This is a genomic window from Amycolatopsis sp. NBC_00355 (genome assembly GCF_036104975.1).
Taxonomy (GTDB): domain Bacteria; phylum Actinomycetota; class Actinomycetes; order Mycobacteriales; family Pseudonocardiaceae; genus Amycolatopsis.
Map to the genome: position 1 here is coordinate 10,081,995 of NZ_CP107982.1, position 26,606 is coordinate 10,108,600.

The following is a 26,606-nucleotide window of genomic DNA, read 5'->3' on the forward strand; positions in this document are numbered from 1 at the left end:
CGCGGGAATTCACCGGCTGCAGGGGGCGAGTGCGTCGAGACCCTGCGGCTTGTCCGCGTTGCGGCCGATGGCCGTGGCGATCCGGTTGATCGTGGCGATCCGCTTGTCCTCCAGCGGGCCGAGGATGGCGTTCTGGACGAAGTTCGCGCCACCCTCACCCGCGCTGGTCACCAGGCGGTTGTTCGCCTCGGCGACCTGGGTGTCGAGCAAGTCGAGGTTGCGCTGGACCTCGGCCTGGGCCTGGGCGGGAATCGCCGGGAGCCGGCTCTCGACGTCGGGGCAGGTGATCTGCCCGGACGCCGGTTCCGCCGCGCTCGGTTCCGTGGCGGCCGGTGCGGCCGCGGTCGTCGTGGCGGCCGGCTGCCCGCCGAGGGTGCAGGCCGCGAGCCCGCCGAGGCCCTGGGGCTTCTCGGCGACGCGGCCGATGGCGATCGCGATGCGGTCGATCGTGCTGGCCCGCTTGTCCTTCAGCGGGCCGAGGATGGCGTTCTGGACGAAGTTCGCGCCGCCCTGGCCGGCGCTGGTGACGAGGCGGTTGTTCGCCTCGGCGAGCTGGGTGTCGAGCAGGGCGAGGTTGCGCTGGACCTCGGCCTGGGCCTGGGCGGGGATCGCGGGCAGCTGCCCGGCGACGTCGGGGCACGTGATCTGCTGGGCGCTCGCCGCGCTGGCCTGGCCGGTCTGGCCGGTCGTCGTCGCGATCACCAGGGCGCCGGCGGCGAGTGCGAGGCCGAGTGCCGCTGTCGCGAGTTTCGTGCGCCGGGAAATGCGGTGTCGTCCACCGGTAGTAGGCATGAATGGCTCCCATGTTCGGTGCTGGTTAACGGGAACATATGCGCGGCCAGGCGCCATGATGTCTTCTTGACCAGGTGGTTGTCCAGGAGAATCTGTCGGAAAAAGAAAATCTGAACCAGGTCGAACCGGGAGCCGTATTCCTGGGTGAAGCACGGCGTCTGCGTATTCCGGAAATCGCCGGAAGCCCGCGGTGCGATTCCCGGGTCTTGACGCGGACCGGCGCGGCCTCCTAGCGTCGGCATACCGACCGGTCGGTGTCCAAGGGAGGTCACTGGATGAGCTGGTACGACGAGAAGCCGTGGCTGGCGAGCTACGGCGAACGGTCCGTGGAACCGGTCGAGGCGACGACGCTGCCCGAGAGCTTCCGCCGGGCCGCGGACCACGTGCCCGACCGGGACGCCATCGTCTACTTCGACGGCCGGCTCACCTACCGGCAGCTCGACGAGCTCTCCGACGGCGTCGCCCGCTACCTCACGCACAACGGCTTCGGGCGCGGCGACCGGCTCGCCCTGGTGCTGCAGAACATCCCGCAGTTCGTCATCGCGCTGCTCGGCGCGTGGAAGGCCGGCGGGATCGTCGTACCGGTCAACCCGATGTACCGCGAGCGCGAGCTGACCCACGTGCTCACCGACGCCGGCGTGAAGGCGATCGTCTGCTCGCAGCGCGGCTGGAACGCCTACATCGGCAAGACGGCGAGCGACCTCCCGATCGCCCTCACCACCAGCGAACTCGAGTTCCAGACCCGCGACGACGAGCGCGTGCTGGGCAAGGTCACGCGAGAGGACACGCCCGGCGCCACCGAACTCCTCGAAGCCGCGAAGACACCCGGGCCGAAGCCGCCGGAGCCCGCGTTCGCACTCGACGACGTCGCCCTCATCAGCTACACCTCCGGCACCAGCGGCACGCCGAAGGGCGCCACCAACACCCACGGCAACATCGGCACCAACGCCGCCGCGCTCGGCTCTTTCAGCGGCCTTCCCGCCGGTTCGACGCTATTCGGGCTCGCGCCGCTGTTCCACATCACCGGCATGGTCTGCGAAATCGGCTCCGCGATCGACATCGAGGGCACGCTCGCGCTGGCCTACCGCTTCGAGGCCGGCGTCGTGCTCGACGCCTTCCTCGAGCACGAGCCGTCGTACACGGTCGGGCCGTCGACGGCCTACATGGCGCTGATGGCCCACCCGTCCTTCAGCCGCGAGCACTTCGCGTCGTTCGCGCTGCTCTACTCCGGCGGCGCCGCGCTGCCGCCCGCCGTCGTCGAGGCCTTCCGCGCGAAGACCGGGCACTACATCCACAACGGCTACGGCCTCACCGAGACCACGGCCGGCTGCGTCGTCGTCCCCGGTGATCTCGAAGCGCCGATCGATCCGGCGTCCGGCACCATCTCGATCGGCCTGCCGGTGCCCGACACGATCGTCCGCATCCTCGGCGAGAACGGCGAAGAGCTGCCGTTCGGGCAGGCCGGCGAGATCGCCGTCGAAGGCCCGATGGTCGTGTCCGGCTACTGGAACCGCCCGGACGCCACGGCCGAGTCGATTCCCGGCGGGCGGCTGCTCACCGGCGACATCGGGTTCATGGACGAGCGCGGCTGGGTCTACGTCGTCGACCGCAAGAAGGACATGATCAACGCGTCCGGCTTCAAGGTCTGGCCGCGCGAGGTCGAAGACGTCCTCTACACGCACCCGGCGGTCCGCGAGGCCGCCGTGGTCGGCATCGCCGACGAATACCGCGGCGAGACGGTCAAGGCGTATGTCAGTCCCGCGCCCGGCGTGACCGCCGATCCGGCGGAACTGGTGGCCTGGTGCAAGGAACGGCTCGCGGCCTACAAGTACCCGCGCACCATCGAAGTGCTCGACGAGCTGCCGAAGACCACCAGCGGCAAGATCCTGCGCCGCGAACTGCGGGCGAGGGGCTGATGGTCGAGACGGTCCGCGGCGCGATCGCGCCGGAAGCGCTGGGCAAGGTCCTGATGCACGAGCACCTCTTCGTGCTGAGCCCCGAATTCGTCGAGAACTACCCCGAGCACGAAGGGTTCCGGGAGGAAGAGCACGTCCCGGAGGCGATCCGGCGGCTCAAGGAGCTGAAGGACGCCGGGATCGACACGATCGTCGACCCGACGGTGATCGGGCTCGGCCGCTACATCCCGCGCGTGCAGCGGGTCGCCGCCGAGGTCGACGTCAACATCGTCGTCGCCACCGGGCTCTACACCTACAACGACGTGCCGCACTACCTGCACTTCCGCGGGCCCGGCACGATGCTGCAGGGTGAGGACCCGCTCGTCGGGATGTTCGTCGGGGACATCCGCGACGGCATCGCCGGTACCGGCGTCAAAGCCGGGCTGCTCAAGTGCGCCACCGACGAGCCCGGCGTGACCCCGGGCGTCGAACGCGTGCTGCGCGCGGTGGCGAAGGCGCATGTCGAGACCGGGACACCGATCATGACGCACTCCCACGCCGTCAGCCGGCGCGGGCTGGAGCAGCAGGCGATCTTCGAGGACGAAGGCGTCGACCTGAGCCGCGTGCTGATCGGGCATTCGGGCGACACCACCGACCTCGGGTACCTCACCGAGCTGGCCGACCGCGGCTCGATCCTCGGCATGGACCGCTTCGGGCTCGACCTGCTGCTGCCGTTCGAGGAGCGGGTGAACACGGTCGTGGCGCTGTGCGAACGCGGCTACGCGGGCAGCATGGTGCTCTCGCACGACGCGTCCTGCTACATCGACTGGCTGCCCGCGGACCAGCTGCCGGTGCTGACGCCGAACTGGCACTACCTGCACATCACGCGCGACGTGCTGCCCGCGTTGCGCGAGCGCGGGGTGAGTGACGCGGACATCACCACGATGCTCGTGGACGTACCGCGCCGGTTCCTGGCCTCGACCGGCTGAGCCGTTATCCTGTGGCGTCCGAAGTGGCGTCCGAACTCGACAGAGGGGTCTTGCCATGACACGAGCAAGTGCCCGCAAACCGGGTGAGGCGGCCGGCGACGAGCAGGCCGCCGTACCGCGGCGCCTGCTGGAGCAGGCCACGAAGCTCTTCGCGAAAAAGGGCTTCGACCGCACGTCCGTCCAGGAGATCGTCGAAGCCGCGGGCGTCACCAAGGGCGCGATGTACCACTACTTCGGCTCGAAGGACGACCTGCTCTACGAGATCTACGCCCGGGTGCTGCGCGAGCAGACGCGGCAGCTGGAGAGCGTCGCCTCCTCGGGCGCGCCGCTGCGCGAGCGCCTGGCGGCGGCCGCGTCCGACGTCGTCGTGTCCAGCATCGACAACCTGGACGACAACACGATCTTCCTGCAGTCGATGCACCAGCTGTCGCCGGACAAGCAGAAGGCGGTGCGCGCCGAGCGCCGCAAGTACCACGAGCGGTTCCGCGGCCTGGTCGAAGAAGGCCAGGCGACGGGCGAGTTCCGCACGGACAAGCCGGCCGACGTCGTCGTCGACTTCTACTTCGGCTCGGTGCACCACCTGGGTTCCTGGTACCACCGCAGCGGCTCCCTCTCGGCCCGCCAGATCGGCGACCACTACGCGGACCTGCTGCTGGACGCCCTGCGCCCGCCTGGTTGATGACCGACTTCCCGCCGTTGCCCGTTGTCGACAAACTGACCGGAGCGGAACGAGAACTGGTCGACGCGGCCCGTCGCGGCCTCGCTCTGGTGACCGATGCCCCGGTGCGGGCCGTGGTGCTGCGCGAGCTGCTGCTGGGCCTGCGCGGTCCGGTGGACCCGCGGGGCGTCCGCGTCGAAGGCGCCCGGATCGCCGGGACGCTGGACCTGGATCACGCCGAGGCGAGCGTGGGTCTCGCGCTGGCCGGCTGCGTGCTCGTGAACCCGATCAGCGCGCGCCGGGCCCGGCTCCCGTGGCTCGACCTGTCCGGCAGCCGGATCGCCGGGTTCGACGGCAGCGGCGTCCGGATCGGCCACGACCTCGACCTCACCGGGGTGCGGGCGACCGGCGCCGGGGAGTTCGGGGTGATCTGCCTGCGGGACGCGCGCGTCGACGGCCTGACCGTGCTCGCGCGTGCGGAGATCCGCAGCGGCGACGGCCCGGCGCTGTACCTCGACGCTCTCGAAAGCCGCGGGCTCAAGGGCCTCGGCCTGCGGGCGACCGGCGCCGGCGACAGCGGGGCGATCCGCCTGCCCGGGGCCCACGTGTCCGGGCAGGTCGTCTTCGACGACGCGGTGCTCACCAACGAGTCCGGGCCGGCGGTGCACGCCGACGGCGTGGTCGTCGACGGTGACCTGAGGCTGGCCGCGGCCACCGTGACCGGCTCCGGTGACGAGGGCGCGCTCCGGCTCCTCGGCGCCCGGGTCGGCGGTCAGCTCGACCTCGGCGACGCCGAGCTGACCAACGAGAGCGGCCCGGCGGTCGGCGCCGACCGTCTCCGGGCCGGCGGGCTGTACGGCACCGGCGTCACCGTGACGGGCGCGATCACCTTGCGCGGCGCCCGGATCGACGGCCAGGTCAACCTCGGCGACGCCGTGCTCGCCGACGGCCGCGGCAGCGCGCTGAGCGCCGACGGGATGCGGGTCGAGGGCGGCGTCCACGCGGTCGGTCTGCGCGCGACCGGGTCGGGGGAGTTCGGGGTGCTCTGCCTGATCGGGGCGTCCGTCGGCGGCAATGTCCACCTGGACGACGCCGAGCTCACCAACGACACGGGGGCGGCGTTCAGCGGCGACCGGCTTCGGATCGAAGGCAACCTGTACGCCGAAGACCTGACGGCGACGGGCGCGTTCCGCCTGCTCGGCGCCCGGATCGACGGCCAGGCGCAGTTCACGGGCGCCCGGTTCGCCTCCGGCTCCGGCCCGGCGTGGTACGCGGACGGCCTGCGGGTCGGCGACCTGCACCTCACCGGCGTGCGCGCTTCCGGCGCCGGCGACGAGGGCGCGATCCGGGTGCACGGCGCCGAGGTCACCGGGCAGGTCCTCGTGGGCGGCGCCGAGATCACCAACGCAGCCGGTCCCGCTTTCAGTGCCGACGAGACGCGGGTCGGCACGTCTCTCGATCTGGGCGGCCTGAAGGCCACCTGTACGTCGGAGATCGGCGCGGTGAGCCTGTTCGGCGCCCGGGTCGACGGCAGGCTCGGCTTCGACAGCGCCGAGCTCACCAACACCGCGGGGCCGGCCCTGTCCGCTTCCCGGTGCCAGGTCCGGGAGACCTTCGCGCTGATCGGGGTGCGGGCGACCGGCGCGGGGGAGCAGGCCGTCGTCGAGCTGCTCGGCGCCCGGGTCGGCGGGCAGCTGTCCTTCACCGGCGCGTCGGTGGTGCACCCGGCCGGCGGGACGCTGGTGAGCCTCGAAGACGTCGTCGTCGAAGGGCCGGTTTTCTTTCCCGCCGAGCTGGCGGGCACCGGCGGCCTGGTCCACCTCGAGGGGTTCCGGTTCGGCGCGCTCGCCGACGTCACCTGGCGGGAGTGGCTGGACCTGATCCGGAACCACACCGCCGGCTACCGGCCCGGGCCGTACCAGCGGCTCGCCGCCGCGGAACGGGCCGCCGGGCACGACGGCAACGTCCGGCACGTCCTCATCACCCAGCAGCGGGACCTGCGGCGCCGCGCGCCCGAGGCGGTCGGTGGCCGGCTCGCCCGGTGGTTCCACTGGCTGTGGGGCGCCTTCGCCGGTTACGGCTACCGCGCCCGGCGGACGGCCGCCGCGCTGGTGTTCGCCGTGGTCGCGGCCGGACTGCTGGGGCTGTGGGCCGGGCACGTGAGCGAGGGCGGCCACCGCGCGGCCGAGCGGACGTCCGAGCTCACCGCGAAGGCAGGGACGCCGTGCACGACCGTCGAGCTCGTCGGCGTCGGGCTGGATCGCGGGCTGCCGCTGTCGCCCGGGGTGCGCGGCCGGTGCGACCTCAACACCGGGATCGGCTCCGGGCAGGTGTTCACCGTGGCGATCTGGCTGGTCCAGGCCGCGATCTGGGCCCTGGCGACGCTCGCCCTGGTCGGCTACACGGGGCTGGTCCGCAAGACGGGCTAGTGCCGGCCGACGTGGTCCAGCAACAGCTCGATCACCTCGTCCGCCGTCTCCGAAGCCAGCAGCTGGCCGGCGCCCTCGATGATCTGGAAGCGGTACTCGGCGTCGATGTGGTGCACCGTCAGCTCGGCGGCGCCGCGGCCGAGCCACGGGTCCTCGCTGCCCCAGAGGTAGAGCGTCGGCACGGCGATCCGGCCCGCCGGGATGTCGAAGGCGTCGGTCGTCGCGCCGCGGTACCAGTTCAGGGTCGCGGTCAGGGCGCCCGGTGCGGAAAGGCGCGCGATGTTGCGCTCGACGAATTCGACGGGAATGCGGTTGTCGTAAACCGCGCGCAACTGCGCCGCTTCGTCCCGGAGGAGGTAATTCTCCGCTTTGCCGACCGCGGCGCGGAAGAACCGGATGTAGCCGAGGTCGTGGAACTGGCCGTCGTCGGTCGCGGCCGCGTGCTGCAGGGCCGACGGGTGCGGCGTGGAGAGCACGGCGAGGGACCGCAGCCGGTGCGGATGGGTCGTCGCGAGCGTCCACGCCACCATGGCGCCCCAGTCGCGGGCGATGAGGTGGAACCGGTCGGCACCCTGGCTGTCGGCGAAGGCGAGGGCGTCCTCGACCAGGTGCTCGATGGTGTAGGCCCCGATGTCCGCCGGCCGCGCGCCCACCGCGTACCCGCGCTGGTCGACGGCCACCGCCCGGTAGCCGGCCTCGCCGAGGGCGTGCAGCTGCTCGGTCCAGGCGTCGGCGAACTCGGGCCAGCCGTGCAGCAGCAGGACGAATTCGCCGGACGCGGGACCGGCCGCGAGCGCGCTGTGGTGGTGGTCGCCGACGGCGATGTCCACTTCCTCGAGCGCACCGGGCGGCCCGGCTTCCGTCGGCGCGACGGCGAATTCCATGGCGCCCAGGCTAGATCGCCCGTGCCGGGTCGAACCATGGGAAGAAGGGCACTTTTGCCACACTTTTGCCCGCGCAGTGGCGTGGCTCACATAATTTTCGCTCATCTGAGCGAAAAGACGAAAACATATGAATACTATTCACAAAATCCGCCGCCGTGAGCCCATGTGCGCCGCGTCCGGCCTGGGAGGTCTGCCGCGGCTGCTCGTGAGTGTTTAGGGCGGTTAGAACCGCCCTAAACACTCACGAGCAGTAGTCCTGGGGCACGTGTGACAGCTGGTGCGGTCGCGTGTTCCGGAGGCCGCCGACGCCCGCACGACGCCCAGACAGGCCCTGGCGGCACGACGCCGCATGCTCCGCGCCGGGCCAGTGCGCCGCCCACCCTCGGCCGACCGCAGCTCAAGTCCGTGAAGGCCTCCTTGAGGGACTCAGAGTCCCTCAAGGAGGCCTTCACGGACCGGACCGGGAGCAGGAGGGGCCGGCTCAGGCGGGCAGGTCGACCAGGTCGGCCAAGCGGGCGCGGTGCCGGCCCGGGGTGCCGAGCGCGATCTCGTCCGCCTTGGCGCGCTTCAGGTAGAGGTGCGCCGGGTGTTCCCAGGTCATCCCGATGCCGCCGTGCAGCTGGATGGCCTCCTCGGTCGCCTTCACCGCGATCGGCGCGTTGCGGGCCTGGGCGACCGACACCGCGATCGGCACGTCGACGCCTGAAGCCAGCGCGTCGGCCGCGTTGCGGGCGGTCGCGCGGGCCAGCACCAGGTCGGTGTAGAGGTTCGCCAGCCGGTGCTTGAGCGACTGGAAGCCGCCGACCGGGCGGCCGAACTGGTACCGGCCCTTGAGGTAGCGCACCGTCTCGGTGAGCGCCCACTCGGCGATCCCGGTCTGCTCCGACGCCAGGATGCCCGCGCCGGCGAGCAGCGCCTGCTCCAACGCGGCCGCGGCCTGCTCACCCGAGGCCACCAGCGTCGCCGGCGCGTTCTCCAGCACGACGTCGGCTACGCGCCGCGTCAGGTCGAAGGACACCAGTTCCGTGATCGTCGCCGCCGACGCCTCGACGACGTACAGCGCGGGGCCGTCCGGGCCGGCGGCCGGGACGACCAGCAGGTCCGCCACCGACGCGTCGGCGACCGTGCCCACGCGGCCGGTCAGCGTCCCGCCGGACGCGGTCACCGACGACGGGAAACCCGCCCCCGGGGTCGTCGACAGCGGCACGGCCAGCGCGCCGATCGCCTCGCCCGCGGCCAGCCGGCCGACGAACTCACCGTCGTCGGTGTGCAGCAACGCCGTCGTCGCCAGCACGACGCTGCCCAGGAACGGCACCGGCGCCACGCTGCGGCCCAGCTCCTCGGCCACGACGGCGACCTCGCGGGCCGACGCGCCGTGCCCGCCGCGCTCTTCCGGCACCGCCAGCCCGGCGACCCCGAGGTCGGCGGCCAGGGTGCGCCACAGCTTCAGGTCGTACCCCTCGGCCGTCTCGACCCGCGCCAGCAGTGTGGCCGCGTCGGCCTTGGCCTTGAGCAGGTCCCGGACCGAAGCCCGGAGGTCTTCCTCGACCTCGGAATACAGCAGATCAGGCTGTGTCTGACTCATCGGGGCAGGTCCTTCCAAGCGACGTCCTTGTCGACGCGCGGCTCCGACGGGAGACCCAGCACGCGCTCGGCGATGATGTTGCGCAGCACCTCCGAGGTGCCACCCTCGATGGAGTTCCCCTTGGCGCGCAGGTAGCGGTACCCCGCCTCGCGGCCGGTGAAGTCGACGATCGCCGGGCGCCGGAACGACCAGTCGTCGTAGGCCAGGCCCTCTTCGCCGAGCAGCTCGACCTCCAGGCCGGTGAGCGCCTGGTTCAGCTCCGAGAACGCGACCTTCATGGCCGAGCCCTCGGGACCGGGCGCGCCGGCGGTGAGCTGCTGACGCAGCCGGGTGCCGGCCAGCCGCAGCGACTCCGCCTCGACCCAGCGCTGCACGAGCCGGTCCCGCAGCTCCGGCGTGCGCAGCTCGGGACGCTCGCGCCAGGTCTTGGCGACGATCCCGACCAGGCCGCCCTCGCGCGGCTGCACGTGCCCGCCGATCGCGACGCGCTCGTTCATCAGCGTCGTCTGCGCGACCTTCCAGCCTTCGCCGACGGCGCCGAGGCGCTGCGTGTCCGGGATGCGGACCTCGGTCAGGAACACCTCGTTGAACTCGGCCTCGCCGGTGATCTGGCGCAGCGGCCGGACCTCGACGCCCGGCGCGGTCATGTCGCACATGAAGTACGTCATGCCCTGGTGCTTCGGCACGTCCGGGTCGGTGCGGGTGACCAGGATCGCCCACTGCGACTCGTGCGCGCCCGACGTCCACACCTTCTGGCCGGTGACGATCCAGTCGTCGCCGTCGCGCACCGCGCGGGTGCCCAGCGCGGCCAGGTCGGAGCCGGCGCCCGGCTCGCTGAACAGCTGGCACCACACCTCGTCGCCGGTCCACAGTGGACGCAGGAAGCGCTCGCGCTGCTCCGGCGTGCCGAAGGCGAGGATCGTCGGCGCGGCCATGCCCAGGCCGATGCCGATCCGGCGCGGGTTGTTGTCCGGCGCGCCGGCGTCGGCGAAGAGGCCGTCCACAACGGACTGCAGTGCGCGGGGCGCGTCCTGCCCGCCGAGCCCGGCGGGGAAGTGGATCCAGGCGAGACCCGCGTCGTACCGGGCCCGCAGGAACTCCATCCGGTCCGTCGTCTTCGGGTCGTGCGCGGCCAGGAACTCGGTGACCTGGCCGGTCAGTTCTTCGGCGGTGACAGTCACTTCGCGCCCTCCGACAGGTACTTCTTCAGCTCACGGCGGGCCAGGGACCGCTTGTGGACCTCGTCCGGGCCGTCGGCCAGGCGCAGCGTGCGGTTGCCCGCCCACATCGCGGCCAGCGGGAAGTCCTGGCTGACGCCGCCGGCGCCGTGCACCTGCACGGCCTTGTCCAGGATCCACTCGACGGCCGACGGCGTCGAGATCTTGATCGCCTGGATCTCGGTGTGCGCGCCCTGGTTGCCGACGGTGTCCATCAGCCACGCGGTCTTGAGGACCAGCAGCCGCTGCTGCTCGATGCGCACCCGGGACTCGGCGATCCAGTCCTGCACGACACCCTGCTGCGCGATCGGCTTGCCGAACGCCTCACGCGAGATCGCGCGGCGGCACATCAGCTCCAGTGCGCGCTCGGCCATCCCGATGGCGCGCATGCAGTGGTGGATCCGGCCCGGCCCGAGCCGCGCCTGGGCGATCGCGAAGCCGTCACCCTCGCCGGCGATGAGGTTCTCGACCGGCACGCGGACGTCCTCGAAGAGCACCTCGGCGTGGCCGCCGTGGTCGCTGTCGTCGTAGCCGAACACGTGCATGCCGCGCTTGACCGTCAGGCCCGGGGCGTCGCGCGGGACCAGGATCATGCTCTGCTGCTTGTGCGGCGCGGCTTCGGTGTCGGTCTTGCCCATCACGATGAAGATCTTGCAGGCCGGGTTCATCGCGCCGGAGATGTACCACTTGCGGCCGTTGACGACGTACTCGTCGCCGTCGCGGCGGATGCTGGTCTCGATGTTGCGGGCGTCGGAGGAGGCGACGTCCGGCTCGGTCATCGCGAACGCGGAGCGGATCTCGCCGTTCAGCAACGGTTCCAGCCACTGCTTCTGCTGCTCGTCGTTGCCGAACATGGAGAGCACTTCCATGTTCCCGGTGTCGGGCGCGGCGCAGTTGACCGCGGTCGGGGCCAGCCGGATGCTGCGGCCGGTGATCTCGGCGAGCGGCGCGTACTGCAGGTTCGTCAGGCCCGCGCCGTGGTCGCCGGGGAGGAAGAAGTTCCACAGGCCGCGCTTGCGCGCCTCGGCCTTGAGCTCGTCCATGACCGGCGGGATGGCCCACGGGTCGTCGCGCTCGGCGAGCTGCCGCTCGAACACCGCCTCGGCCGGGTAGACGTGGGAATCCATGAACTCGAGGAGCTTCGCGCGCAGCTCCTCGGTTTTGGCGTCGAACGCGAAGTCCATTACTTCTCCTCTTTGAGAATCTCGTTGCCGTGCGAGATGAGCGGCGCGACCCCGGCTCCGACGCCTTCGAACCCGGCGCCGACCGTCTGGCCCTTGCTGTAGCGGTAGTAGATGCCTTCCAGGATCACGGCCAGCTTGAAGAAGGCGAAGCTGACGTACCAGTCGAGCTGCGAGACGTCGCGCCCCGAGCGTTCGGCGTAGCGGGCGACGACCTCGTCGGTGGCCGGGTAGCCCGGCGCCGAGCTGGCGTTCGACACGAACGGCAGCGACACCTTGTCCCGCTCGGCGTAGGCCACCAGCAGCGCGAGATCGGTCAGCGGGTCGCCCAGCGTCGACATCTCCCAGTCCAGCACGGCGGAGATCTTGTCGTCGCCGTCGACGAGGACGTTGTCGAGCCGGTAGTCGCCGTGGATGATCGACGGCTTCCCCGACGTCGGCACGGCTTCGGCGAGCCGGTCGTGCAGTTCCTCGATGCCGGGCAGGTCGCGGCTGCGGGACGCGTCGAGCTGCTTCTTCCACCGCCGCAGCTGCCGCTCCAGGAAACCTTCCGGGCGGCCGAAGTCGCCCAGCCCGGCTGCGGCCGGGTCCACCGCGTGCAGGTCGACGAGCGTGTCGACCAGCGCGTCGGCGATGGCCCGGGTGCGCCCGGCGCCGAGTGCGGCCAGCTCGTCCGCGGTCCGGTACGGCGTGCCCTCGACGAAGCTCATGACGTAGAAGTTCGCGCCGATGACGCCCGCGTCTTCGCACAGCAGGAGCGCCTCGGGCACCGGCACGGGGGTGTCGCGCAGCCCGGAGATCACCCGGAACTCGCGGGTCATGTCGTGCGCGGTGGGGAGCACGTGCCCGAGCGGCGGGCGGCGCACCACCCAGCGCGACCGGCCGTCGCCCACCACGTAGGTGAGGTTCGACCGGCCGCCTTCGACGACGTCCGCGGTCAGCTCCCCGGTGACGAGCCCGGGCCGGTGCGCGTCCAGGTGAGCCCGCAGTTTGCCCAGGTCGAGACCCGGCGGATCGGTGCTCATCCAGCCTCCTCAAGCTCTGACACCATCGAATGATACCGACTAGTCGGTATGTCCTGAAAAGTAGACCTGGTAAACCGTCACTTTCGTGGGGAAAGATGCGTTTGAGGGGCCTTGGACGCATCTTTCCCTATGAAAGTGACGTCGTCGTGACGGAGGGTCACGCGAGGAAGCGCGTCACCCATTCGGCGACGCACGCGGGCTTCGTCGCACCTTCGATCTCCACGGTCCACCGCGAGACCGCCTGCTTGCCGCCTTCGATGTCGGTGATCTCGACCAGCTCGGCCCCGGCGCGCACCTTCGAGCCGACCTTCACCGGCTGCGGGAAGCGGACCTTGTTGAGGCCGTAGTTGATGCCCATCTTGATGCCGTTGACCTTGTAGATCTTCGGCCCGAACGCCGACAGCAGCGAGAGCGTCAGGAAGCCGTGGGCGATGGTGCCGCCGAACGGGCCCGCGGCCGCCATCGCCTCGTCGACGTGGATCCACTGGTGGTCGTCGGTGGCCTCGGCGAACTGGTTCACCCGCTCCTGCGTGATCGTGTACCAGTCGCTGTAGCCGAGGTGTTCGCCGACCGCGGCGGCGAAGGCGTCGAGGTTCTCGAATTCGCGCATCCGCCTCAGTCCTTCGGTCCGCCGGCGACGTAGATGACCTGGCCCGAGATGAACCCGGCGCCGTCGCTCACCAGGAACGACGCCAGGTTGGCGATGTCGTCCGGGGTGCCGACGCGCTGCACCGGGATCTGCGACGCGGCGGCCGCCTTGAAGTCGTCGAACGACATGCCGACCCGCTCGGCCGTCGCCGCGGTCATGTCGGTGGCGATGAAGCCGGGGGCGATCGCGTTCGCCGTGACGTTGAACTTGCCCAGCTCGATCGCGAGGGTCTTGGTGAAGCCCTGCATGCCGGCCTTGGCCGCCGAGTAGTTGACCTGGCCGCGGTTGCCGAGCGCCGAGGTGCTGGACAGGTTGACGATCCGGCCCCACTTCTCGGCGGTCATGTGCTTCTGGACCGCGCGGGTCATCAGGAACGAGCCCTTGAGGTGGACGCCGAGCACGGAGTCCCAGTCCTGCTCGGTCATCTTGAAGATGAGGTTGTCGCGGGTGATGCCGGCGTTGTTGATCAACACGGTCGGCGCGCCGAGCTCCTCGGCCACCCGCGCGACGGCGGCGTCGACCTGCTCGGCGTCACTGACGTCCAGTGTCACGCCGACGGCCTTGCCACCCTGGGCGATGATCGCGTCGGCACCCTGCTTGACGCCGGCCTCGTCCAGGTCGAGCAGCCCGACGGCGAAGCCATCGGCGGCCAGCCGGGCGGCGACAGCGGCCCCGATGCCACGGCCGGCCCCGGTGACCACGGCGACACGGGAAGGGGAATCGGTCACGGAGGACCTCCTCGTCGTTGAGAAGCGGTTGGTTGCCGCTCGCGAGCCTACTAAGCAGTCGGTCAGGCTGACTACGCAAGAGGGCCGCCGTTTCGATGTCAACGTACGCAGATTTCCGGCCTACCGCCTGGTCGAACCTGCCCGGTGGCCTACGTCACACCCACCTGGGGCGCTTCCCAGGGCGCCGGCCGGGTGCGGCTCGCCCAGGCAGTGAGAGCGAAGGTGTCGAACAGCCGGATCCCGGTGTGCCTGGCGTAGCCGTGGGCGGCTTCGGTGAACGTCGAGGTGGTCGAAATGGCGACGACGCGTGCGTGGTGAACGGTGAAGCAGGTGCCGCCGAAGCGCTGCAGTTGCGGCTGGTGACCTTGTTCGTGGTGGCGTACCGCTTGGCCTGCAGCACGATCTTGACCCCATCCGGCGACCGGGCGGTCACGTCGGCGCCGAGATCGCCGGCTTTGCCGGTGACTTCGACGTCGGTGCACCCGTCGCGGGTGCAGAGCAACGCGAGCGCTTCTTCGAGCTCGCCGGGGCTCATCGCGTGGTAACGGTCGATTTCCCGAGTCTGCGCGATCTTCACCTGCCATGCCAGCTGTCTGAGGCGCCACCTCGCCGGCAACACGTATCCGAGGGCGCCGGCGATCCCGGCGCCCACTATCGCCGAGGCGACGGGATAGGCGGTGACGACGCGCTCGACTGCGGTCAGGGAGATGACGGCCGCGACGAGCACGGATCGTCGTCGGCGGGCTCTGGCCGTGACCTGTCGACGGGTCACGCGTGGCCTCTTCACCGTTCACGGCCGGAGGAGTTGTGGTGCGTCGGCGGGATGGCCAGCCCGAGCGCGCGCCGGTAGTGCAGGTCGCAGGGCCAGCACGTCCGGACGAGCTGCTCGGGCGCCGTCGTGAAGGAGACGCTGTCCGTCAGGCCGCAGAACATGTCGATTTCTTCGCCGGGAGCCGGCGCGGAAGAGAGGCTCGCGCGGTGTCGCCGGCCGTCGACAATGAGGTGGACCTTGTCCAGGTCGATGTGCATCCGGACGGTCATCGCGCCGATTCCTTCGGCTTCCCCAGATGCCGAGCCCGGCTTCCGGCAGAAAAGGCCGCCTACCTGGGCGTATGCCAGTTGTGGCAGGCATGCGGTGACGCGCTCGTCCGGACCCGGCCAGGCTGCTGCGCTTTGAACGACCGTTGATCGGGTGGACGGCTCGTCGTAGTGCGGAATACCGCTGCGACCTGCCTGTTTCCGCGCCGGCGGGCACGACGTTCCACGAGAAGACGGCATCACGGGGCGAACGCGGGGGCCGGTTGCCGGGACCGCCGGGAAGAGAGCGAACGCTGGGAGGCGGATCGCCCGAAAGAGCACGCCTGACTGCCCCGGTGTATCCCGTCGGTCGATGAGGAAAGGGGCACGTCAGGGACCGTCGATGGGATGAAGTTCACAGCTCCCCGGGGAGCTGTGAACGCTTCTGCCGGGGACGTGGTCACCCGATGCAGGCCGGCAGCTCGGCGATCCGCATAGGTCCGCTGTCGACGACGGCGGGATGGGCGGGTCCGGGGTGCCGGTGCCCGTCTTGGCGTGGGCGGAGCTGTTGACCGGCGCGGAGCCCTGCACCAGGATCAGCTTCAGCGCTTGCTCGGGGGGATGACGCATGTGGAGCTTCGCACTGCTGGGGCCACTCGAGGTGCGCCGCGAAGGCGTGGTCATTCCGTTGGCCGCCGCCAAGCACCGGGTCGTGCTGAGCGCGCTGGCCTTGCGTGCGGGGGAGACCGTGTCGGTCGAACGGCTGATCGGGGCTTTGTGGGACGAGGCCCCGCCGGGCGGGGCGCGCACGACCTGCCAAGCATACGTGATGCGGCTGCGGCAGGCGCTCGGTGACGCGAGCACGATCCAGACCGTTCCCGGCGGCTACGTACTCGACGTGCCGAAGGACCAAGTGGACCTCTTCCGGTTCGCGGACCTGATCGACCAGGCACGGCAGACGTCCGCGGCCCAACCCCGGTCGGCGCTGCTGCGCAGGGCGCTGGGGCTGTGGCGTGGGCCGGCGCTGGTGGACGCGCCGTCGGAACTGCTGCACCGCGACGAGGTGCCCACGCTCGTCGAACGCCGGCTGCTGGCGCTGGAGCAGCGCATCGAGGCCGACCTCGAGCTGGGTGCCCACGACGAACTGGTGGGTGAGCTGCGCGCGCTGACCGCGGAGCACCCCCTCCGGGAACGGTTCTGGGCGAGCCTCATGCTCTCGCTCTACCGCGCCGCCCGGCAGGCCGACGCACTGCAGGTGTACCGCGACCTCGACGTGCTGCTGGCCGAGTCACTGGGTCTGGGGCCCGGCGAAGAGGTCCGCACCCTGCACGACGCGATCCTGCGCAACGACCCTGCGCTCGACGCCGCGCCCGCGCCGGCCCCGCGAGTGGCGGCGACCACGACTCTGCCGCCGGACATCGGCGATTTCGTCGGCCGCGCGGACGAGATCGCCCTCGCGACCGAGTTGCTCACCGGCCGGAACGTGACGGCCGCGCCGATCGTGGTGCTGTCCGGGTCGCCGGGGGTCGGCAAGTCGGCGCTGGCCGTGCACCTGGCGCGGCGGCTGCGGTGGGAGTTCCCCGACGGCGTGTTGCACGTGAACCTGCACGGATACTCGACCAGCCCGCCGGCGACGGTCGGCCAGGCACTGGGTTACTTCCTGCGCGCGCTCGGCGTGTCCGCCGAACGGGTGCCGCTCGACCAGGACGAGCAGGAGCTGCTCTACCGCTCGCTGCTCACCGACAAACGGGTACTGGTGGTGCTCGACAACGCCGCCGATGCCGACCAGGTGCGCAGGCTGCTGCCCGCCGAAGCGCGGTGTTCGGTGCTGGTGACCAGCCGCAGCGAGCTGCGCGGGCTGACCGCGTTGCAAGGCGCGCGTCGGGTCGTGCTGGACGTGTTGTCCGAGCAGGAGTCCCGGACGCTCATCGCCGGCATCGCGGGCCACGCGATCGACCACGACCCGGTGGCCGGCGGCGAGCTGGCCGCATTGTGCGGTGGCCTGCCGCTCGCGCTGCGGATCGCGGCGGCCAACCTGTCCAGCCGGCCGCGGCCGAACGTCGCCGACTACGTGGCCGAGCTGCGCCAGGACGACCGGCTGGCGGCGCTGGCCGTCGACGGCGACGAGTCGGCGGCCGTGCGTGGGGCGTTCGTGCCCTCCTACCGCGCGCTCACGCCGGACTCCGCCCGATTGTTCCGGCTGCTCGGCCTCGTGCCCGGCACGGACTTCGCCGCGCCCACGGCGGCAGCGCTGCTGAGCGTTCCGTTCGGCACCGCCACCCGGCTGCTCGAACAGCTGGCCGCGGCGAGCCTGGTGCAGCAGTACGAGCCGCGTCGCTACCAGTTCCACGACCTGTTGCGGCTCTACGCGGTGACGACCTCGCAGGAGGAGGACGACGCGGTGGCCCGCACGCAGGCGTTGCGGCGGGTATACGAGTACTACCTGCGCACTGCGGACGCCGCCGCGGAGCTGCTGTACCCGACACTGGTCCGGTTTCCCCGGCCCGTGCCGGAGGTGCCACCGCTGGTGCCGCACCTCTCGGACCACGTGGACGCCGCGGCCTGGTTCGACGGGGAACGCGCGAACCTGGTCGCCGCGGTCCGGCAATCGGCCGGCGTCGCGCCCGAGTACACCTGGTACCTGGCCGACGCCGTCCGCGGTCACCTGCACTCGCGCCGGCTGGACGCCGACCTGCTCACCGTCACGACCACCGCGCTCGCCGCCGCCGAGAAGGCGGGGGAGCGGGGGGTGCAGCCGTGGTTGCGCAACAGCAAGGCCATGCTGTTCTGGAGCCGCGGTGACTACCGGGCCGCGATCGAGGACCTCGGCCGGGCACTGGCCGGGCACCGCGATACCGGCGACCGGATCGGCGAGACGGTGGCGCTGGGCAACCTCGGTGTGGTGCACCTGGAGAGGGGAGACCTGCCCACGGCGCTCACGCACTCCGCGCAGGCGCTCGCGGCGAGCCGTGAGCTGGGGCAGGAACGGCTGGAGGCCGCCGCACTGGTCAACCTCGGCACGATGCACCTGGAACGCGGCGAGCTCGACCAGGCGAACACCCACCTGACCGAGGCGCTCGCGCTGTGCGAACGGGCCGGTCTCGCTCACACGGGCGCGACCGCGCGCAACAACCTGGGCGGCGTGCGCCTGCGCCAGGGCCGTATCGACGAGGCGCTCACGCACCACCACGCCGCGTTGACCGTGTACCACCGGCTGCGAGCACGCCACGATGAAGCGGAGGTGCTGCAGAACCTCGGCGCGACCCACCGGGAGGCGGGCGACTACGCCGCGGCCAGCCGGTACTGCGAGCAGGCGCTGGAGCTGGCCGTGGAGACCGGCAACCTGCGTTACGAAGCCGACGCGCTCAACACGCTCGCCTCGGTCGAACACCGCACCGGTCACCAGGAGGCCGCGCTGGCCAAGCACACGTCTGCGCTGGCGATCAGCCGCAGCGCGGGCTACCGGCAGGGCGAGATCACGGCCTTGATCGGCCTCGGCCGCACCCTGCCGCCCGAGGACGGGCTCCACCACGTCGAGCAGGCGCTGGAGCTGGCCGGGTCGACGGGCTTCCGGCTGCGCGAGGCCCAGGCGCTGGCCGTGCTCGCGGCTGTCGAGCAGGCACTGGGCCTGGCCGAACGGGCCCGGCGGCACGACGCCGAGGCGACGGCGATGAAATCCGCCATGGGACTCGCGTCAACGCCGCGTCAACAGGACGTCACGACGGCTCAAGAGGATGTGCACACCCCAGTCCGGTGACGACAGGAACCGACACCATGCACAGCATCTCGCGCCGCAGCTTCCTCGCGGGCACCATGGCGACCGCACTGCTCGGCGCGGGCGCCGCCCGGGCAGCGTCCGCACAGGCCGACGTCCTCACGGCTGCCGGCGTGCCCGCGGACGGCCCGCTCGTCCGCGCGGCCATCGCCCGGCTGCTCGGCCGGGACGTGGACGGGCTCATCGGGCTCCGCCAGCTCGCTCCGCAGGCCGGCGAAGCCGACGCGTTCGAGGTCCGCGAGTTCGAGGGAAGGCCGATCTTCGCGGGCACCAGCGCGGTGGCGACCCTGTCGGCGTTCCACTGGTGGCTCAAGTACGTGGCCGGCCAGCACCTGTCGGCGAACGGCGACCGGATCGCGCTGCCCGCCACACTACCCACCCCGGCGGCGACCATCCGCCAGTCGACCGAGCTGACCGAACGCTACGCCTACAACTTCACCGTCTTCGGGTACACCACCCCGTTCTGGGGCTGGTCGGAGTGGGAACGGGAGATCGACCTCCTCGCGGCGGCCGGGACGAACCGGGCGCTCGCGCTGATCGGCCAGGAGATGGTCTGGTACGAGACCTTCCAGGACTTCGGCATGACCGAGTTGCAGGTGCGCCAGTGGATCTCGCAGCCGGCGATGCAACCGTGGCAGTGGTACGGCGAGACGACGGGCTACGACGACGGCGCGTCGTCGTTCAGCGGCCCGGTCAGCCTCGCCCTGCTGGAAAAGCGGGCCGAGCTGGGCCTGCGGATCGTCGGGCGGATGCGGGAGCTGGGCATCACCCCGGTGTTCCCGGCGTTCGCCGGGCACGTGCCGGACCAGGTGTTCGCCGACCTGCACCCGGACACCCACATCCCCGCCCAGGGCGACTACTCCGGCCACCCCCGGCCGTACTGGCTCGACACCACCGAGGCCCTCTACCCCGAGGTGGCACAACGGTTCTACGAGGCGCAGGCCGACCGGTTCGGTACCACGACGCACTACTCGAACGACCTGTTCCACGAGGTCGGCACGGATGACCTGCCCGCGATGCTGGACGGCGCGGACCTCGGCGAGGCGGCCAAGGCCGTGCAGGACGAGCTGGAGAAGGCCGTGCCGGGCGCGATCTGGCTGATGCAGGGCTGGCAGGACAACCCGCAGCTGGACGTGCTCAACGCGGTCGACGAGAACCGGGTCGTGGTGCTCGACCTCGATTCCGACGACAGCCGCAAGTGGGAGGCGACCGAGGCGTACTGGGGCGTGCCGTGGTGCTGGGGCACCATCCAGAACTTCGGCGGCAGGCTCGGCATGTTCGGCAACCTGACCGAACCGGGCCGGACGTTCCCGGCGGTGCGGACCTCGCCGGAGCGCAAACGGCTCGTCGGCAGCGCGATGGCGCTGGAGGGTACGCACCACAACCCGGTCGTCGCGGACCTGCTCAGCGAGATGACCTGGCGGCGCGGCGCGGTCGACCTGGAACCATGGATCCTCGGCTACGCCCGGCGCCGTTACGGTGCCGACGACCCGCACGCCACCGCGGCGTGGCGGATCCTGCTGCGCACCGCGTACTCGTTCGCCGCGACCGGGCACTCCGAGGGGGAAGGTCCCTTCGAGACGCCGTTCGCCGCGTGGCCGACGCTGAACCTGACCTCCGCCAGCAATTTCGGGCCGGACAACTGGCGCTACGATCCGGCCGAGTTCGCGCCGGTGCTCGGCGAGATCCTGGCCGTCGCACCCGCGTTGCGCACGTCGGCGACATACCGCTACGACCTGGTCGACGTGACCCGGCAGGTGCTCGCGAACCGCGGCCGGCTGCTGCTCGACCAGCTCCGCGAGGCCTACGAAGCCCGCGACCGCGCCGGCGTTTCGCGCCACTCGCAGCGGTTCCTGCGCGCGCTCGACCTGTCGTCGGAAATTCTCGCCACCGACCGCAACTGGCTGCTCGGTCCGTGGCTGGAGCAGGCGAAGTCGTGGGGCGCGGACGCCGAGGAGCGCGGCATCCTGGAGTGGCACGCGCGGTCGATCCTCACCATCTGGACCTCGAAGACCCTCGGGGCGACCGGGCTGCACGACTACGCGAACCGCGACTGGCACGGCTTGCTCGGCGGCTACTACCGGCCGAGGTGGCAGAAGTTCCTGGACGCGCTGCCCGGCACCATCACCTCGGGCAACGAGCCGAGCCTCGATGACGAGTGGGACCGGTTCGGTCTCGCCTGGACCCAGCAGACCGAGGCCCACGCCACCGAGCCCGTCGGCGACCCCTACACCGTTGCTTCCCGGATCGCGACCGAGCTCGCGGGCGACCCGGTCTGAAGTCCGCCCACCACCCCTCTTGGAGTTTCGTCATGCCCGGAATCAGTCGTCGCTCGATCCTGCGAGGCGGGCTGCTCGCCGCGACCGCCGTGGTCACCACCAGGCTCGCCGGCACGGCCACCGCGTCAGCCGCGTCCGCGAGCAAGTTCGCGGTGGCCTACAACGAACTCGACATCACGCCGCACGTGCCGGACTGGCCCAGTCTCTGGATGGGCGGCTACGGCTGGGACCCGCGCGGCGCCTCCGCATCGGACCCGGCTCCGGCACACCCGCTGCGCGCGCACTGCATCGCGATCCACGACAACGGCTCGGTCAACGTGCTGCTGCGGGTGGATGTGGTGAGCATCCCGCGTGACGTGCACCAGGAGCTGCGCAGGCAGGTGTGCGACGAACGGGGCCTGGTCGGCAGCTCGGACTTCATGATCGTGGCCAGCCACACGCACAACGGCCCGTTCATCGGCGACACCCACCCCGACCCGAAGGTGGTGCTGAACCTGAACGACGCCGACGTCGACGCCATCAACGGATCGACGTACGTGTTCATGGACCTGCTCACCGACCTGGTCGAGCGAACCGTGCGGGAGACACCCATCCCGGCGACCCTGCACTTCGCCGAAGGTTCGGCGGAGCTGGGCTACAACCGGGTCGGTCTCGACCAGGTGCTGACCGATGTCCCGGTCGTCGCCGTGCGCGACTTCCAGGACGGCGGCCTGCTCGCCGTGCTGTTCGGCTGCGCGACGCACCCCGTGTCGTGCGGGCGGGCGCCGTTCGAGTTCCATAGCGACTTCGTCGGCGTGGCCGCGGAGATCATCGAGCAGGAGCTCGGCGCCATGGCGTTGTTCTTCCAGGGCACCGCGGGCGATCAGAACCCGCTCCCGCTGCCGACCGGCGAACTCGGGCAGACGCTCGCCTCCGCCGTCATCGACACGGTCAACCAGGGCGACTTCACCGACGTGGCGGGTCCCATCACGACCGAGCTGACCGAGATCGCGCTGCCCTTCGCCGTCGACACCACCGACGACGGTGTCCGGGCCGAGCTGCGGGCCAGGTTCGAGTCCAGGTTGGACGGTCACCTCGGGCAGGCGGAGGTGCGGCACGCCCGGCTGATGATCGGGCAGCTCGACGCGGGCAGCCTGCCCGCGTCGATCCCGATGCCGTTGCAGTGCTGGCGGATGGGCGGGCTGACCGTCCTCGGACTGGCCCACGAGGTGGTCAGCGACTACCACGTGATGATCAACGCCCTCGCCCAGGACGCCGGCGTCGGCAACCTGTGGATCATGGGTTACGTCAACGAGACGCAGTGCTACGTGCCGTCCGACCGGATCCTGTGGGCGGGTGGTGACCTGCACGTCGGCTACGAGGCCGGCTGGAACGACGACCCCTGGATCGCCGGCTACGGCAGCGGCATGCTCTCCTACGGGTGGCCGTGCCCGCTGAACGCGTCGGCGCCCGGCAGCGACCCCGCATCCCCGGACAGCACCGAAGCGCTCGTGCTGGCCGCCTGCGAGGGTCTGCTCGGGTAGCGCCCCATGCACGTCTGCTTCGTGTGCAGCACCAACACCTGCCGTTCCGCCATGGCGGCGCTGGTCTTCCGGGAGCACCTGTCCCGCAGCGGGCTCGACGGCAGGGTTCGGGTCACCAGCGCGGGCACCGGGCTGTGGCAGGCGGGCGCACCCGTCGACCGCAGGGCCGCCGCCGTGCTGGCCGGCCGCGGCTACCCCACCGGGCACGTGGCCACCCCGCTGGGCAGCGACCACCTGAACGCGTCGCTGTTGCTGGCACTGGACTCCGGGCACGCGAGGACGTTGCGCGGACTGGTCGCCGACCTGAGCCGCGTGCGGCTGCTGCGCTCGTTCGACCCGGCGGCGAGGGACGACGTCGACGTGCCGGACCCGTACTACGGCGGGCCGAGAGAGTACGCCGAAGTTCTCCAGACGATCGAAACGGCCGTGCCCGCCCTGCTCGACTGGGTGTGTGCCAGGGTGCGTCACGAATAGAACCATTCCTCCGAAGGTCGCGAGCGGACTGTCCGCTCGCGACCTTTTTCTTTTCCGCGGGTGCTTTCCGGTGACGCGGCCCGTCGTCAGCGCGTCACGACGGCGTCAACGCCGCGGGGAAAGCTCACTTCCGACAGTGAGAGCCGTCAGCACGAGTGAAAGGGAGCTCCACCCGATGTCCAAGTTCCTGCGCATGATACTGGCATCAGCCGTCGGTGCCGGCCTGCTCGTGGCGCCTGCCCTGCCCGCCGCGGCGGCGACCGGTCAGGAGGACCGCATCGCTGTGCTGGAAGGCGACACGCTCTTCGTCAAGGAGGGCGGCCTCGACGCGGAGTGGCAACCCCAGGAGTCCGGCGTCGAGAAGTTCCAGCTCGACGGTGACCGGATCGCCGTGCTGAAGAAGGACGGGTCCCTGCTGGTCAAGGAAGGTGACCTCGGACCCGACTGGTACACCGTCGACCCCGACTCGGTCACCGACTTCCAGATCCGCGACGGGCGCATCGCGTTCACCGAGGGCAACGCCCTGTTTGCCGTCGACGGTGAGCTGAACGGCGAAATCGTGCCCCAGGCCGACAACGTGAAGAAGTTCCAGATCGAGGGCGACCGCATCGGGATCATCACCACCGACAACGTGTTGCAGGTCAAGGAAGGTGACCTCGGCCCGGACTGGGCCGTGATCAGCGCCACGAACGTCACGGACTTCCAGCTGGAGGACGACCGCATCGCCTACACCGAGGGCACCGAGCTCTGGGCCCAGGAAGGCGAGCTCGACGCCGAGTCGATCCTGCAGGAGATCGACGTCAAGAAGTTCGCGCTGAGCGGCGACCGGGTCGGCACGTTGCAGAGCAACGGCCTTCTCCAGGTCAAGGGCGGCGACCTGGAGCCCGGCTGGGCCGAGATCGCCGGCGGGGTCACCGACTTCAAGCTCGACGGCGACCGCATCGGTTACCTCGAAGGCACCGACCTGTGGGCCCAGGAGGGGGAACTGGACGCCGAGTCGTTCCGCCAGGAAGAAGGCGTTTCCGCCTTCGACCTCGTCGGCGACCGGGTCGCGGTGATCAAGAACGGTGAGCTGCTGGTCAAGGAGGGCGACCTCGAACCCGGCTGGTTCACCGCCGACGAGGACAGCGCGACCGCCGTGCAGTTGCTCGCCGCACCGCACCGAAGTGGTGGTGGGTCGATCGTGACGCTCGCCGACCTGACCGCCATCTACGGCTTCATCGCCGAAGAGGACATCGTCGAGGAGGGTCTCGACAGCCTCAACCAAGCCATGGCTGAAGGCGAGATCACCAACACGGCTCGCGTCGCGGCGTTCCTCGCCACCCTGCACAACGAGAGCGGTTTCCGTTACAACGCCGGGGAAGGCGGTCACTCCGAGCGCTACCGCGGGCGCGGCTTCATCCAGCTGACCAACGACTTCAACTACGGCCCCGCCGGCGCCTGGATCGGCTACGACCTGCTCGCCGACCCGGACGCCGCCGCCTCCCTCCAGTACAGCGCCACACTCGCCCGCTGGTACTGGACCGTCAACCGGGCCGACAGCAACAACGCCGCCGACAACCTGAACATGGGCCTCATCGACAGCTACATCGGCTACCAGTACGACACCCGCGAGGACGCCGAGCGCTGCTCCGACTTCCAGGCCGCGCTGCGCTACTTCAACGGTGGCGAGCTGCCCGACGGCCACATCAACTGCGTTCGTCCCTGATCCCGTCACTCTACAAAGGACTTCCGAGATGAAGAAGGTCTTCCGGCTGGCGCTCGCCGCCGCGGTCGGGCTCGGCACCACCGCCCTGAACCTCGCCGCCGCATCGCCGGCCTCCGCTGCCCCCGCGTGCGGGGTGTTCGCCGACGGGGCCGCCGCCGAGGCCGTGGCCGCCGTCGAGAGCGCTTGCGAACAGATCGGCGTCCCGTACTCCTGGGGCGGCGGCCACGGCGGCGCGCCCGGCCCGTCGTTCGGCCTGTGCGATCCCGGCAACAACGCCCCGAACGACTGCAACGTCCGCGGCCTCGACTGCTCCGGGTTCGTCCGCTACGCCTACGCGCTGGCCGTGGGCGAGGACATCATCAACGGCATCACCACCACCCAGTGGCAGTCGTCCAGAGTCGTCGACCGGTTCATGAGCTCCGAGGGCTACGACCCGCTGCTGCCGGGTGACTTGCTGCTGTACGGAACCGCTCCCGGCAACCTGCACCACATTTCGATGTACCTCGGTGACGGCTGGATCGTCGAGGCACCGAACTCCGGCGCGCTGGTCCGGGTTTCCGCCGCGTCCTCGCACGGGGACTACTACGGCGCGGTCCGCCTCTTCGAGGGCGGCACGTCGAGCGGTCCGGCGCCCGGCTCGCAGCGCGTCGCCTACACCGAGGGCGGCGAACTGTGGGCGAAGGACGGCGACCTCGACGCGTTGCCGGAATGGCAGGCGTCCGACGTGAAGAAGTACGTCATGGCGGGGGACCGCCTGGCGGTGCTGAAGAACGACGGTTCCCTGCTGGTCAAGGAAGGTGACCTCGGCCCCGACTGGTACACCGTCGACCCCGACTCGGTCACCGACTTCCAGCTCGACGGCGACCGGATCGCGTTCACCGAGGGCACCGACCTGTACGTGGTCGCGGGTGAGCTCGACGGCCCGATCGTGCACCAGGACGCGGTGGTGAAGGCATTCCAGATCGAGGGTGACCGCGTCGGCGTCCTGACCCCCGACGGCGAGCTGAAGGTCAAGGAAGGCGACCTCGATCCCGGCTGGACGACGATCGCGGGCGGCGGCGTCACGGACTTCCAGCTGCACGGCACCCGCATCGCCTACCGCGAGGGCACCGCGCTGTTCGCCCAGGAAGGCGAGCTCGACGCACCGTCGGTGGACCAAGAGGTCGACGCGACCGCCTACCAGCTCTCCGGCGACCGCCTCGCGGCGCTGACCGGGGCGGGCGAACTGATGGTGAAGGAAGGCGACCTCGATCCCGGCTGGTTCACGGTGGACACCGACTCGGTCACCGCGTTCCACCTCGACACCGACCGCATCGCCTTCGCCGAGGGCGGCGAGCTCTACGCCAAGGACGGCGACCTCGACGCGGACATCGTCCACCTGAGCGGCGACGTGACCGGCTTCCAGCTCGACGGCGACCGGATCGCCGTACTGCGGGGCGACGACCTCGAGGTGAAGGAAGGTGACCTCGATGCCGATTGGATCGCGGTGAACCCGGACTCGGTGACGAGCTTCCAGATCGGCGCCGACCTGAACCGTCCCATCACGGGCTGACTCTGCCGACACCGGTGGCCGGAGCGGGAGCGCACCGGCCACCGGCGTGCTGAAAGCCCCTGCCCAAGCGGTCGATCGCGACGTGGTTCGAACGAGCGCGTGCGCTTCAGACCGCGCCGCGGTAGCGATGAGCTGGACCTGCGTCGCCGCCGTCTTGAGGAGTCGATCGCCGCGTCCTGAAGACGACTTCGCGGTCGGCGGTCGGCACGAGGCCAGGCGTCGTCTCGGCCGGGGTGGCGCGTAGTT

Annotated in this window: 19 protein-coding genes and 1 pseudogene; 10 read left to right on the top strand and 10 right to left on the bottom strand. The window is 70.8% G+C overall.

Annotated elements, in window-relative coordinates; translation table 11 throughout:
• Positions 1 to 9 precede the first annotated feature (9 nt).
• Positions 10 to 792, bottom strand: coding sequence for a hypothetical protein (locus OHS18_RS46720; protein WP_328458055.1), 783 nt, complete (start codon positions 790 to 792; stop codon positions 10 to 12).
• Between the two features lie 275 nt (positions 793 to 1,067).
• Between OHS18_RS46720 and OHS18_RS46725 the strand changes: the two genes are divergently transcribed.
• From OHS18_RS46725 to OHS18_RS46740, 4 genes are read left to right on the top strand one after another with little or no spacing between them, the layout of a single operon-like run.
• Complete coding sequence (locus OHS18_RS46725; protein WP_328615139.1) at positions 1,068 to 2,708, top strand: AMP-binding protein; 1,641 nt, start codon at positions 1,068 to 1,070, stop codon at positions 2,706 to 2,708.
• Positions 2,708 to 3,676, top strand: a complete 969-nt coding sequence (locus OHS18_RS46730; protein WP_328615140.1) for a phosphotriesterase family protein — start codon at positions 2,708 to 2,710, stop codon at positions 3,674 to 3,676. Before OHS18_RS46725 ends, OHS18_RS46730 begins: the two co-directional genes overlap by 1 nt.
• A 55-nt stretch (positions 3,677 to 3,731) precedes the next feature.
• Entirely contained in the window at positions 3,732 to 4,355 is a 624-nt protein-coding gene (locus OHS18_RS46735; protein WP_328458049.1) for a TetR/AcrR family transcriptional regulator, read from the top strand.
• Positions 4,355 to 6,763, top strand: a complete 2,409-nt coding sequence (locus tag OHS18_RS46740) for a hypothetical protein (protein WP_328615141.1) — start codon at positions 4,355 to 4,357, stop codon at positions 6,761 to 6,763. Before OHS18_RS46735 ends, OHS18_RS46740 begins: the two co-directional genes overlap by 1 nt.
• Here the strand turns inward: OHS18_RS46740 and OHS18_RS46745 are convergent.
• From OHS18_RS46745 to OHS18_RS46785, 9 genes and pseudogenes are all read right to left on the bottom strand, one after another.
• Complete coding sequence (locus OHS18_RS46745) at positions 6,760 to 7,647, bottom strand: alpha/beta fold hydrolase (RefSeq protein ID WP_328615142.1); 888 nt, start codon at positions 7,645 to 7,647, stop codon at positions 6,760 to 6,762. The genes OHS18_RS46740 and OHS18_RS46745 overlap by 4 nt on opposite strands.
• A 481-nt stretch (positions 7,648 to 8,128) precedes the next feature.
• Positions 8,129 to 9,232 carry an acyl-CoA dehydrogenase family protein gene (locus OHS18_RS46750; RefSeq protein WP_328458042.1) on the bottom strand — a complete coding sequence of 368 codons (1,104 nt, stop codon included), beginning with the start codon at positions 9,230 to 9,232 and terminating at the stop codon, positions 8,129 to 8,131.
• A complete protein-coding gene (locus OHS18_RS46755) occupies positions 9,229 to 10,413 on the bottom strand; it encodes an acyl-CoA dehydrogenase family protein (RefSeq protein ID WP_328615143.1) in 1,185 nt (394 codons plus the stop codon). Before OHS18_RS46755 ends, OHS18_RS46750 begins: the two co-directional genes overlap by 4 nt.
• Positions 10,410 to 11,633 carry an acyl-CoA dehydrogenase family protein gene (locus OHS18_RS46760; RefSeq protein WP_328615144.1) on the bottom strand — a complete coding sequence of 408 codons (1,224 nt, stop codon included), beginning with the start codon at positions 11,631 to 11,633 and terminating at the stop codon, positions 10,410 to 10,412. The genes OHS18_RS46755 and OHS18_RS46760 overlap by 4 nt, the downstream gene beginning before the upstream one ends.
• Complete coding sequence (locus tag OHS18_RS46765; protein ID WP_328458036.1) at positions 11,633 to 12,655, bottom strand: phosphotransferase family protein; 1,023 nt, start codon at positions 12,653 to 12,655, stop codon at positions 11,633 to 11,635. The genes OHS18_RS46760 and OHS18_RS46765 overlap by 1 nt, the downstream gene beginning before the upstream one ends.
• 157 nt (positions 12,656 to 12,812) lie before the next feature.
• Entirely contained in the window at positions 12,813 to 13,265 is a 453-nt protein-coding gene (locus OHS18_RS46770; RefSeq protein WP_328615145.1) for a MaoC family dehydratase, read from the bottom strand.
• Positions 13,266 to 13,270: 5 nt separating this feature from the next.
• Positions 13,271 to 14,032 carry a 3-oxoacyl-ACP reductase FabG gene (gene fabG / locus OHS18_RS46775; protein WP_328458032.1) on the bottom strand — a complete coding sequence of 254 codons (762 nt, stop codon included), beginning with the start codon at positions 14,030 to 14,032 and terminating at the stop codon, positions 13,271 to 13,273.
• A gap of 149 nt (positions 14,033 to 14,181) precedes the next feature.
• Positions 14,182 to 14,567 (bottom strand): annotated as a pseudogene (locus tag OHS18_RS46780) (restriction endonuclease).
• Positions 14,568 to 14,815: 248 nt separating this feature from the next.
• Positions 14,816 to 15,073 (bottom strand): hypothetical protein, encoded by a 258-nt coding sequence (locus tag OHS18_RS46785; RefSeq protein ID WP_328615147.1) that lies wholly within the window; start codon positions 15,071 to 15,073, stop codon positions 14,816 to 14,818.
• Between the two features lie 604 nt (positions 15,074 to 15,677).
• Between OHS18_RS46785 and OHS18_RS46790 the strand changes: the two genes are divergently transcribed.
• The 6 genes from OHS18_RS46790 (at position 15,678) to OHS18_RS46815 (ending at position 26,360) form a co-directional block, all read left to right on the top strand.
• A complete protein-coding gene (locus OHS18_RS46790) occupies positions 15,678 to 18,806 on the top strand; it encodes an AfsR/SARP family transcriptional regulator (RefSeq protein ID WP_328615148.1) in 3,129 nt (1,042 codons plus the stop codon).
• The gene (locus tag OHS18_RS46795; protein WP_328615149.1) at positions 18,803 to 21,103 is read left to right on the top strand and encodes an alpha-N-acetylglucosaminidase; all 2,301 of its coding nucleotides are present in this window, start codon (positions 18,803 to 18,805) and stop codon (positions 21,101 to 21,103) included. The genes OHS18_RS46790 and OHS18_RS46795 overlap by 4 nt, the downstream gene beginning before the upstream one ends.
• 32 nt (positions 21,104 to 21,135) lie before the next feature.
• Complete coding sequence (locus OHS18_RS46800) at positions 21,136 to 22,626, top strand: hypothetical protein (protein WP_328615150.1); 1,491 nt, start codon at positions 21,136 to 21,138, stop codon at positions 22,624 to 22,626.
• A 6-nt stretch (positions 22,627 to 22,632) separates the two neighbouring features.
• Entirely contained in the window at positions 22,633 to 23,100 is a 468-nt protein-coding gene (locus OHS18_RS46805) for a low molecular weight protein-tyrosine-phosphatase (RefSeq protein ID WP_328615151.1), read from the top strand.
• Between the two features lie 175 nt (positions 23,101 to 23,275).
• Entirely contained in the window at positions 23,276 to 24,808 is a 1,533-nt protein-coding gene (locus OHS18_RS46810; protein ID WP_328615152.1) for a glycoside hydrolase family 19 protein, read from the top strand.
• Positions 24,809 to 24,836: 28 nt separating this feature from the next.
• Positions 24,837 to 26,360, top strand: a complete 1,524-nt coding sequence (locus OHS18_RS46815; RefSeq protein WP_328615153.1) for a C40 family peptidase — start codon at positions 24,837 to 24,839, stop codon at positions 26,358 to 26,360.
• Positions 26,361 to 26,606 lie beyond the last annotated feature (246 nt).

Bases quoted from the DNA above. Each gene is read 5' to 3' on its own strand.
- OHS18_RS46720 (WP_328458055.1), bottom strand. From the start codon at position 792: ATGCCTACTACCGGTGGACGACACCGCATTTCCCGGCGCACGAAACTC.
- OHS18_RS46725 (WP_328615139.1), top strand. From the start codon at position 1,068: ATGAGCTGGTACGACGAGAAGCCGTGGCTGGCGAGCTACGGCGAACGG.
- OHS18_RS46730 (WP_328615140.1), top strand. From the start codon at position 2,708: ATGGTCGAGACGGTCCGCGGCGCGATCGCGCCGGAAGCGCTGGGCAAG.
- OHS18_RS46735 (WP_328458049.1), top strand. From the start codon at position 3,732: ATGACACGAGCAAGTGCCCGCAAACCGGGTGAGGCGGCCGGCGACGAG.
- OHS18_RS46740 (WP_328615141.1), top strand. From the start codon at position 4,355: ATGACCGACTTCCCGCCGTTGCCCGTTGTCGACAAACTGACCGGAGCG.
- OHS18_RS46745 (WP_328615142.1), bottom strand. From the start codon at position 7,647: ATGGAATTCGCCGTCGCGCCGACGGAAGCCGGGCCGCCCGGTGCGCTC.
- OHS18_RS46750 (WP_328458042.1), bottom strand. From the start codon at position 9,232: ATGAGTCAGACACAGCCTGATCTGCTGTATTCCGAGGTCGAGGAAGAC.
- OHS18_RS46760 (WP_328615144.1), bottom strand. From the start codon at position 11,633: ATGGACTTCGCGTTCGACGCCAAAACCGAGGAGCTGCGCGCGAAGCTC.
- OHS18_RS46765 (WP_328458036.1), bottom strand. From the start codon at position 12,655: ATGAGCACCGATCCGCCGGGTCTCGACCTGGGCAAACTGCGGGCTCAC.
- OHS18_RS46770 (WP_328615145.1), bottom strand. From the start codon at position 13,265: ATGCGCGAATTCGAGAACCTCGACGCCTTCGCCGCCGCGGTCGGCGAA.
- OHS18_RS46785 (WP_328615147.1), bottom strand. From the start codon at position 15,073: ATGACCGTCCGGATGCACATCGACCTGGACAAGGTCCACCTCATTGTC.
- OHS18_RS46790 (WP_328615148.1), top strand. From the start codon at position 15,678: ATGTGGAGCTTCGCACTGCTGGGGCCACTCGAGGTGCGCCGCGAAGGC.
- OHS18_RS46800 (WP_328615150.1), top strand. From the start codon at position 21,136: ATGCCCGGAATCAGTCGTCGCTCGATCCTGCGAGGCGGGCTGCTCGCC.
- OHS18_RS46805 (WP_328615151.1), top strand. From the start codon at position 22,633: ATGCACGTCTGCTTCGTGTGCAGCACCAACACCTGCCGTTCCGCCATG.
- OHS18_RS46810 (WP_328615152.1), top strand. From the start codon at position 23,276: ATGTCCAAGTTCCTGCGCATGATACTGGCATCAGCCGTCGGTGCCGGC.
- OHS18_RS46815 (WP_328615153.1), top strand. From the start codon at position 24,837: ATGAAGAAGGTCTTCCGGCTGGCGCTCGCCGCCGCGGTCGGGCTCGGC.